General features: G+C 66.5%; 9 protein-coding genes and 1 pseudogene. 5 read left to right on the plus strand and 5 right to left on the minus strand.

Features of this window, described 5'->3' with window-relative positions:
- Positions 1-282: pseudogene (locus C5F48_RS21145) on the minus strand (hypothetical protein); the annotation flags it as partial.
- A gap of 106 nt (positions 283-388) precedes the next feature.
- Positions 389-1,117, minus strand: coding sequence for a Crp/Fnr family transcriptional regulator (locus tag C5F48_RS21150; RefSeq protein ID WP_245941234.1), 729 nt, complete (start codon positions 1,115-1,117; stop codon positions 389-391).
- Between the two features lie 90 nt (positions 1,118-1,207).
- On the opposite strand from C5F48_RS21150, the gene C5F48_RS21155 reads away from it, so the two are divergent.
- Positions 1,208-1,576, plus strand: a complete 369-nt coding sequence (locus tag C5F48_RS21155) for a hypothetical protein (RefSeq protein ID WP_111467247.1) — start codon at positions 1,208-1,210, stop codon at positions 1,574-1,576.
- Between the two features lie 67 nt (positions 1,577-1,643).
- Here C5F48_RS21155 and C5F48_RS21160 read toward each other — a convergent pair whose 3' ends face one another.
- Entirely contained in the window at positions 1,644-2,453 is an 810-nt protein-coding gene (locus C5F48_RS21160; protein WP_107665751.1) for a response regulator, read from the minus strand.
- 102 nt (positions 2,454-2,555) lie between these two features.
- Between C5F48_RS21160 and C5F48_RS21165 the strand changes: the two genes are divergently transcribed.
- From C5F48_RS21165 to C5F48_RS21175, 3 genes are read left to right on the plus strand one after another with little or no spacing between them, the layout of a single operon-like run.
- The gene (locus C5F48_RS21165; protein WP_107665752.1) at positions 2,556-2,699 is read left to right on the plus strand and encodes a NepR family anti-sigma factor; all 144 of its coding nucleotides are present in this window, start codon (positions 2,556-2,558) and stop codon (positions 2,697-2,699) included.
- The gene (locus tag C5F48_RS21170; RefSeq protein WP_107665753.1) at positions 2,696-3,280 is read left to right on the plus strand and encodes an RNA polymerase sigma factor; all 585 of its coding nucleotides are present in this window, start codon (positions 2,696-2,698) and stop codon (positions 3,278-3,280) included. The genes C5F48_RS21165 and C5F48_RS21170 overlap by 4 nt, the downstream gene beginning before the upstream one ends.
- Positions 3,277-5,043 carry a sensor histidine kinase gene (locus tag C5F48_RS21175; RefSeq protein ID WP_107665754.1) on the plus strand — a complete coding sequence of 589 codons (1,767 nt, stop codon included), beginning with the start codon at positions 3,277-3,279 and terminating at the stop codon, positions 5,041-5,043. Before C5F48_RS21170 ends, C5F48_RS21175 begins: the two co-directional genes overlap by 4 nt.
- 58 nt (positions 5,044-5,101) lie before the next feature.
- On the opposite strand, the gene C5F48_RS21180 is transcribed toward C5F48_RS21175, so the two are convergent.
- Both C5F48_RS21180 and C5F48_RS21185 read right to left on the minus strand, forming a co-directional pair.
- On the minus strand, positions 5,102-5,542 hold the full coding sequence (locus C5F48_RS21180; RefSeq protein ID WP_107665755.1) for a ferritin-like domain-containing protein: 441 nt from the start codon (positions 5,540-5,542) through the stop codon (positions 5,102-5,104).
- 63 nt (positions 5,543-5,605) lie between these two features.
- Positions 5,606-5,809, minus strand: coding sequence for a PLD nuclease N-terminal domain-containing protein (locus tag C5F48_RS21185; protein ID WP_107665756.1), 204 nt, complete (start codon positions 5,807-5,809; stop codon positions 5,606-5,608).
- Positions 5,810-5,989: 180 nt separating this feature from the next.
- Between C5F48_RS21185 and C5F48_RS21190 the strand changes: the two genes are divergently transcribed.
- Positions 5,990-6,163, plus strand: coding sequence for a DUF1328 domain-containing protein (locus tag C5F48_RS21190; protein ID WP_107665757.1), 174 nt, complete (start codon positions 5,990-5,992; stop codon positions 6,161-6,163).
- Positions 6,164-6,316 lie beyond the last annotated feature (153 nt).

Consider the following 6,316-nt stretch of genomic DNA (forward strand, 5'->3'; position numbering starts at 1 on the left):
GGCGCTGCCGACAGCGGCCTCGAAGTAGTTGGCCAGCTCGACCTCGGACATGTCGATCTTGATGTCCATGCCCTCGTCGCCCAGACGGCCGATCAGCTGCGCCGCGATGCCGGCCTCGAGATCGGCGTCGAGGGTCTGCCAGTAGGCGGCGGCCTCGGCGTTGTTGAGATCGCTCAGCGAGGTTTCCACGTCGATGGACCTCACCATCGGCACGTCCTGCGCGAAGGCAGGCACCGCGAGAAGAGCGCCCAGAAGGGCGGGAGCAATAGCCTTGCGAAACATTGTAAATCTCCAGACATTTGGGAGGGACCCACCCGGCGCTTCGCCAGATCGTCCGACATCCTAAGAACGCGGCTCGGGCCGCGCCGGTTCCCTGTTTTTCAAGCGATTACATGAGGGGGCGAACCTCGACCCGCTCCAGATCGACAAGGGCCAGCTTGGCCAGCTGACGCCGGTCCGTCACCGTGAGCCGACCCTCCGCCCAGTTGGCGAATCCGGCGTCGCGCAGCTTGCCGATGGTCTTGTTGGTATGCACCAGAGACAGCCCCAGCGCATCCGCAAGATCCTGCTGGCGGAAGGGCAGCGGCACCGAACCGGCCTCCAGGAGCCCCAGCGCCGAGAGCCGTTCGTGCATCCGGAGCAGCGCCCAGGCGACCCGCTGCAGCGCGTCGCGCTGGCCGAGGCTGGCGATGGTCTCGCCGAGGAAATGCTCCTGCACCGCCGAGATCCAGGTCAGGTCATAGGACCGCTCCGGCTGGTTGCGGAACAGCTCCCACAGCCGGGCGCGGTCGAAGACGCAGAGCACCATCGGCGAGGAGGCCTCCACCGAATGGCTCATCTCGCCGGTCAGTCCGCCTTGCAGGCCGGCCAGATCGCCGGGAAACAGGAAGTTGATCACCTGCCGCCGGCCGTTCTCCAGCGTCATGTAGCGGATGCCCTGGCCGCTCAGCACGGTGTAGAGCTCGGACGAGCTCTCGCCCTCCTTCAGCACGGTGGCTCCGCGCTCCACATGGCGCTCGGCCACCTTGAAGCGGTTCATGAAGGCCAGCTCGTCCTCGGTGAAGCCGCTGAACATCGGCAGCTTGCGCAGCGGACACTGGGTGCAGGGTGTACGCATCGTGAACTTACTTTCGTTTGCTATGTCACAGTTTAATGCGCGCCATGCGGCGATGCAGCAAGTCTCTGCTCCGATTTCAGGAGAACGCCCATGGCCCCGACCGCAGAGGTCAGCCCGACTTGCCTTATTGCGTTGAAGCATTTCGTCGTCGCACAGGACATCGCCCAGATCGTCGCCGAGTTCGATCCGGCTGCCCAAGTGATTTTGGTGACCGACCCGCGCAGCATCGCGCTGACGGAGGGGGTCGAGCGGGTCTGGCTGGCCTTTCTCGGCATCGGTCCCTCCAGGGTGGCGGAAGATCCGCTGGCTCAGGCCGTGCTGCGGCGCGGCGGGCGGCTGGTGCTGATCAGCGACGAAGCCGAGGAGACCGGCGCCACCGGTGATTGGTGGGTGCTGCAGCGGCCCTTCACCACCGACGCGGTGCTGAGCCTGCTGCAACGGGCCAGCGCCTCCGCCTGAGCCCACCTTCCCCTTGCATGAAGAGGCCCCCGGTGATGAACCGGGGCCTTCCGCCGCGCGGAGCGCCTCAGGCGTTCAGCGTCTCGGTCGAGGAGAAGAACATCGCCTGGCTGACGGCCGAGCGCACCTGATCCTCGGAATAGGGCTTGGTGATCAGGAAGGCCGGTTCCGGCCGCTTGCCGGTCAGCAGCCGCTCGGGGAAGGCGGTGACGAAGATCACCGGCGTGTCGTCGAACTGCTTGAGGATGTCGTTCACCGCGTCGATGCCCGACGAGTTGTCGGCCAGCTGGATGTCGGCGAGGATCAGGTCCGGCCGTTCCTTGCTGGCGAGGGCGACGGCCTCGGTACGGGTGCGGGCGATGCCGGTCACGCCATGACCCATCTCGCGCACGATGGCGACGATATCCATGGCGATGATCGCCTCGTCCTCGATGACCATGATCCGGCCCGCGACCGAATTTGCCATCTCGCGCTGCGCGATGTCGACCAGTTCGCCGGCCTCTTCCGCGTCGATCTGCATGATCGCGGCGATCTCGTCATGGTGGAAACCCTCGATGGCGTGCAGCAGCAGCGCCTCGCGGGTGTTGGGGGTCAAATGCGCCATATGGTCCTGCGCCCGCTGCGACAGCCGGCTGTCCGGATCGCCCAGCGGAGCGCCGGCGCTGGCCCAGACCAGATGGAAGGCATGGAACAAAGCGACCTTCGGGCTCTCGACAGCGTCGAAAATCGCCGTATCTTCCAGGATCGCTTCAAGGGTGGCAGCGGCAAAACGATCACCGGTTTCCTGGTTTCCGGTCAGAGCACGGGCATAACGGCGCAGATAGGGAAGGTTGGTCCCGATCAGGCTGGCAAGGTCGGGTTTCGCGTCGGACGTCATGTACAAATTCCCTTGTGCGTCACATTCTCGGGAACCGAACGCTTCCGGGCACGTTCGGTTCCCGGGGTTATAACAACTTTCGTGAAGGGCGTGACGGATTAAATGGCAAAGCGGGACAAGTCGGGGATGCAGCATCAGATCGACGAGAATCTGAAACGGGTTTACGAAGAGGCTCTGGTACAGGAGCTCCCCGACAGGTTCACGCAACTTCTGGAGCAGCTGCGACAGAAGGAAGAGAAGAAGTGAGCGCTCCGCAAAGCCAGCCGCAGGCCACGCGCGACCCTCGGGACGAACTGCCGGAACACCTTCCCGCGCTGCGCGCCTTCGCCATCAGCCTGACGCGCAACGTCGCCGTGGCCGATGACTTGGTGCAGGACACCATCGTGAAGGCCTGGACGAATTTCGACAAGTTCACCGAGGGCACCAACCTCCGGGCCTGGCTGTTCACCATCCTGCGCAACACCTTCTACTCCGACAAGCGCAAGCATCGCCGCGAGGTGCCGGACCCGGAAGGCGTTCACGCCGCGTCGCTGTTCGTGAAGCCTGCGCATGACGGGCGCATGGCCTTCACCGATTTCAGCGCGGCCTTCGACCAGTTGTCGCCCGAACATCGTGAAGTTCTGATATTGGTCGGCGCGTCGGGATTTGCGTATGAGGATGCGGCGGTCATGATGGGGGTCGCCGTCGGCACCGTGAAGAGCCGGGCGAACCGGGCGCGGGCGCGTCTGGCCGAACTGCTGCATCTGGAAAAGGGCGAGGAAATGTTCTCCGGGGTCGATGGTCAGACGCTCGCGGTCATGTCGCGATCGGGGATGACTCCCGCATGAACTTTCGCCTCGGGCGGCACGGCCGCTTTGCTGACAGGATCGGCTTCCGTTTTGCCTTCCTCTTGGCTGTGGCCCTGCTGCCGCTCGGGGTGATCTCCATCGTGCAGTCCGCCGCGGTGATGCGCGAGGCCGCGGCGCGGTCCGAAGCCGCGCTCACCGGCGAGACGATGCGCGCCGCCGAACACGAGGTGCGGCTGATCCAGCGCGCCCAGGGCTCCGCCGCGGCGCTGTCGCAGGTCATCATCCCGCTACTCGACGACGCCGAGGCAGAGGCCTGCGAGGATGTGATGGCCGCGGTGCAGCGCGACTCCCAGGCCTATTCGGTGGTCGGCTACATCCGCGCCGACGGGATGATGACCTGCTCCTCCGCCGAGCCCTTCACCTTCTCCAACAGCGAGCTGGTGACGACCGCGCTGGAGGCGATGCAGCCCACGCTGCAGATGAGCCTCTATGGCCCGGTGTCGAAGACCTCGGTCGTCGTCGTCAGCCATCCGGTGCTGGACGGTCTCGGCAACCTCTTGGGGATCGTGGTGATCTCGCTGCCGCATGACGCGCTCTTCGCCAGCGGCAACGTCATCTCGGGCCTCACGCCGCCGGTGCTGATGACCTTCAACCGGGACGGCAAGGTCCTGACCTCGTCGGTGGGTCTCGAGCATGTCGAGGACATCCTGCCGAAGGACCGCGCGCTGAAGGCGCTGGCCGGCGAGAGCGACCTGGCCTTCACCGCCGCGACCAGCGCCGGTCTGGAGCGGGTGTTCTCGGTGGTGCCGATCATCCCCGGCACGCTCTATGCGCTCGGCTCCTGGGACAAGAGCGCCAGCAACTGGGCGACGCATGGCGCGCCCGCCAGCCTGCTGCCGGCGCTGATGTGGATCGCCTGCCTGATGGTGGCCTGGCTCGCCTCCGAGCGGCTGATGACGCGGCATATCCGCAGCCTGCGCAGCGCGATCACCGCCTTCTCCAGCGGCTCGCGCTCGGTGGACAAGCATGATTTCGGCGCCGCCCCGTTGGAGATCCGCCAGCTGGCCGAGGCCTTCGACCGCATGACCGACACCATCCTGCATGACGAGGCCGAGCTGGAGGACATGGTCCATCAGAAGGAAGTCCTGCTGCGCGAGGTGCATCACCGCGTGAAGAACAACCTGCAGCTGATCGCCTCGATCATGAACATGCAGATGCGCCAGGCACGCACCCCCGAGGCCAAGGGGCTGATGAAGGGCCTGCAGGACCGGGTGATGAGCCTCGCCACCATCCACCGCGGGCTCTACCAGACCAGCGGCCTGACCGACATCCGCACCGACGAGCTGCTCTCAGACATCGTGCGCCAGGTGGTGAACCTCGCCACCGGCCCGGGCCGGCGGATCGAAGTGCATACCGAATTCGGCGACCTGCGGCTGACCCCGGACCAGGCGGTGCCGCTGTCGCTGCTGCTGACCGAGGCGCTGACCAACGCGATGAAATATGCCGGCGCAGCCGAGGGCCAGCTGCCGCGGCTCGACGTGTCGCTGCGCCGCCAAGGTGAGGTCGCCGCCGTGCTCGAGGTGACGAACACCGTCGGCACGCGGCAGCAGGCGGCCGAGACCATCGACCACGGCACCGGGCTCGGGGCGCAGCTGCTGTCGGGCTTCGCCCAGCAGATCGGCGGCCATGTCGAGGTGACCGACACCGACGACATCCACAGCCTGAGCGTCACCTTCGACGTGCGCCCGCTGTCCGATGCCGAGGCGCGCAACGCCACCGCCACCGCCGAGGCGGAGAGCTGACAGCAGAACGGCGACCGGGTCGCCCCGGCCGCCGTCTGGTTTCACGTGAATCCGTCGCTCAGGACAGCGGCGCGCTCGCCTGGGTCTCGGCCAGCAGCACCGCCAGCTCCTGCCGCATCTCGGCCAGCCGGGCGGCGTTCGCCGGGGTCTGCGGCCGGTCCAGCGCATCGGCATAGGCGTCCAGCACATGCTGCTCACCGCTCTGCACCTGGCCCAGCACGTCGGCGTCGATCTCGTCGACGAAGGCGCGCACCGAGACGACCGCGCGGTTCACCGTCGACATGAAGCTGCCGTCGGCATCGGGCTGCCGCCCGGCGGCGGTCAGCATCGCGGCGATCTCGGCGATCTGGCGCTGGTGCAGGCTGCGGAAACGCTCGGCGATCGGGCGGAACGCCGGCTCGGCCTTCTCGACCATGGTCTCGAAGCCGGCCAGCACGTCGACGCTGCGGGTGTGCAGCGTCTCCAGCGCCTCGGTCGCGGTATCGGTGGAGGAAGTCATGTCACTCGTCCTTCTCTGGGAAACTCCGTTCAGAACGCCGGGGCCCGTTCCGGGTTCCTGCGGTCACCTGCCGCGGGCGGCGCTGCGCGGGCCGATGAAGAACCAGAGGATGAAGCCCAGCACCGGCAGCAGGATGACGACCAGCGCCCAGAGCACCTTCTTGCCGGTCGAGACCGAGGAGCCGAAAATCGACACCAGCGCCCAGATGTCGAGCGCAAGGATGATCAGCCCGCCGAAGCCCCGCAATTGAAACATGTTCATCTCCACTCTCTGCACTCCTGATGAAAGTCACTCGCCCCCGGGCCTCCGGCCCGAAGTATGCGGGGGGTCAACGCGGCCGGCTTCGCGGCGGTTCCGCCGGTGCAGCCTGGGGAACCGTTTGGGCCAAGCCCACGTTTTCAATGCAGAAACCGGAGGGTTCGCCCTCAGTCAGCAAGGAGACCTGCCATGCTTGGATGGGCATTGACCTTCCTCGTGATCGCGCTGATCGCCGCGGCCCTCGGCTTCGGCGGCATCGCCGGCACCGCGGCCGGCATCGCCAAGATCCTCTTCGTCGTCTTCATCGTGCTCTTCATCATCGCGATGATCGCCCGCGCCGTGAAGGGCAAGCCGCCGCTCTGACTCGGCTGGGGTTCAGGCGTCGAGGAAGGCCCGGACCGGCCGCAGCGACCGTTCCGGGCCCTCTTCCTGCGGCACATGTCCGAGGTGCGGCAGCAGCACCGTCTGCACATGCGGCAGCGCCCGGACATAGCCGCCCGCCGTGCTGACCGGGAT

Source organism: Cereibacter changlensis JA139 (assembly GCF_003034985.1).
GTDB lineage: Bacteria > Pseudomonadota > Alphaproteobacteria > Rhodobacterales > Rhodobacteraceae > Cereibacter > Cereibacter changlensis.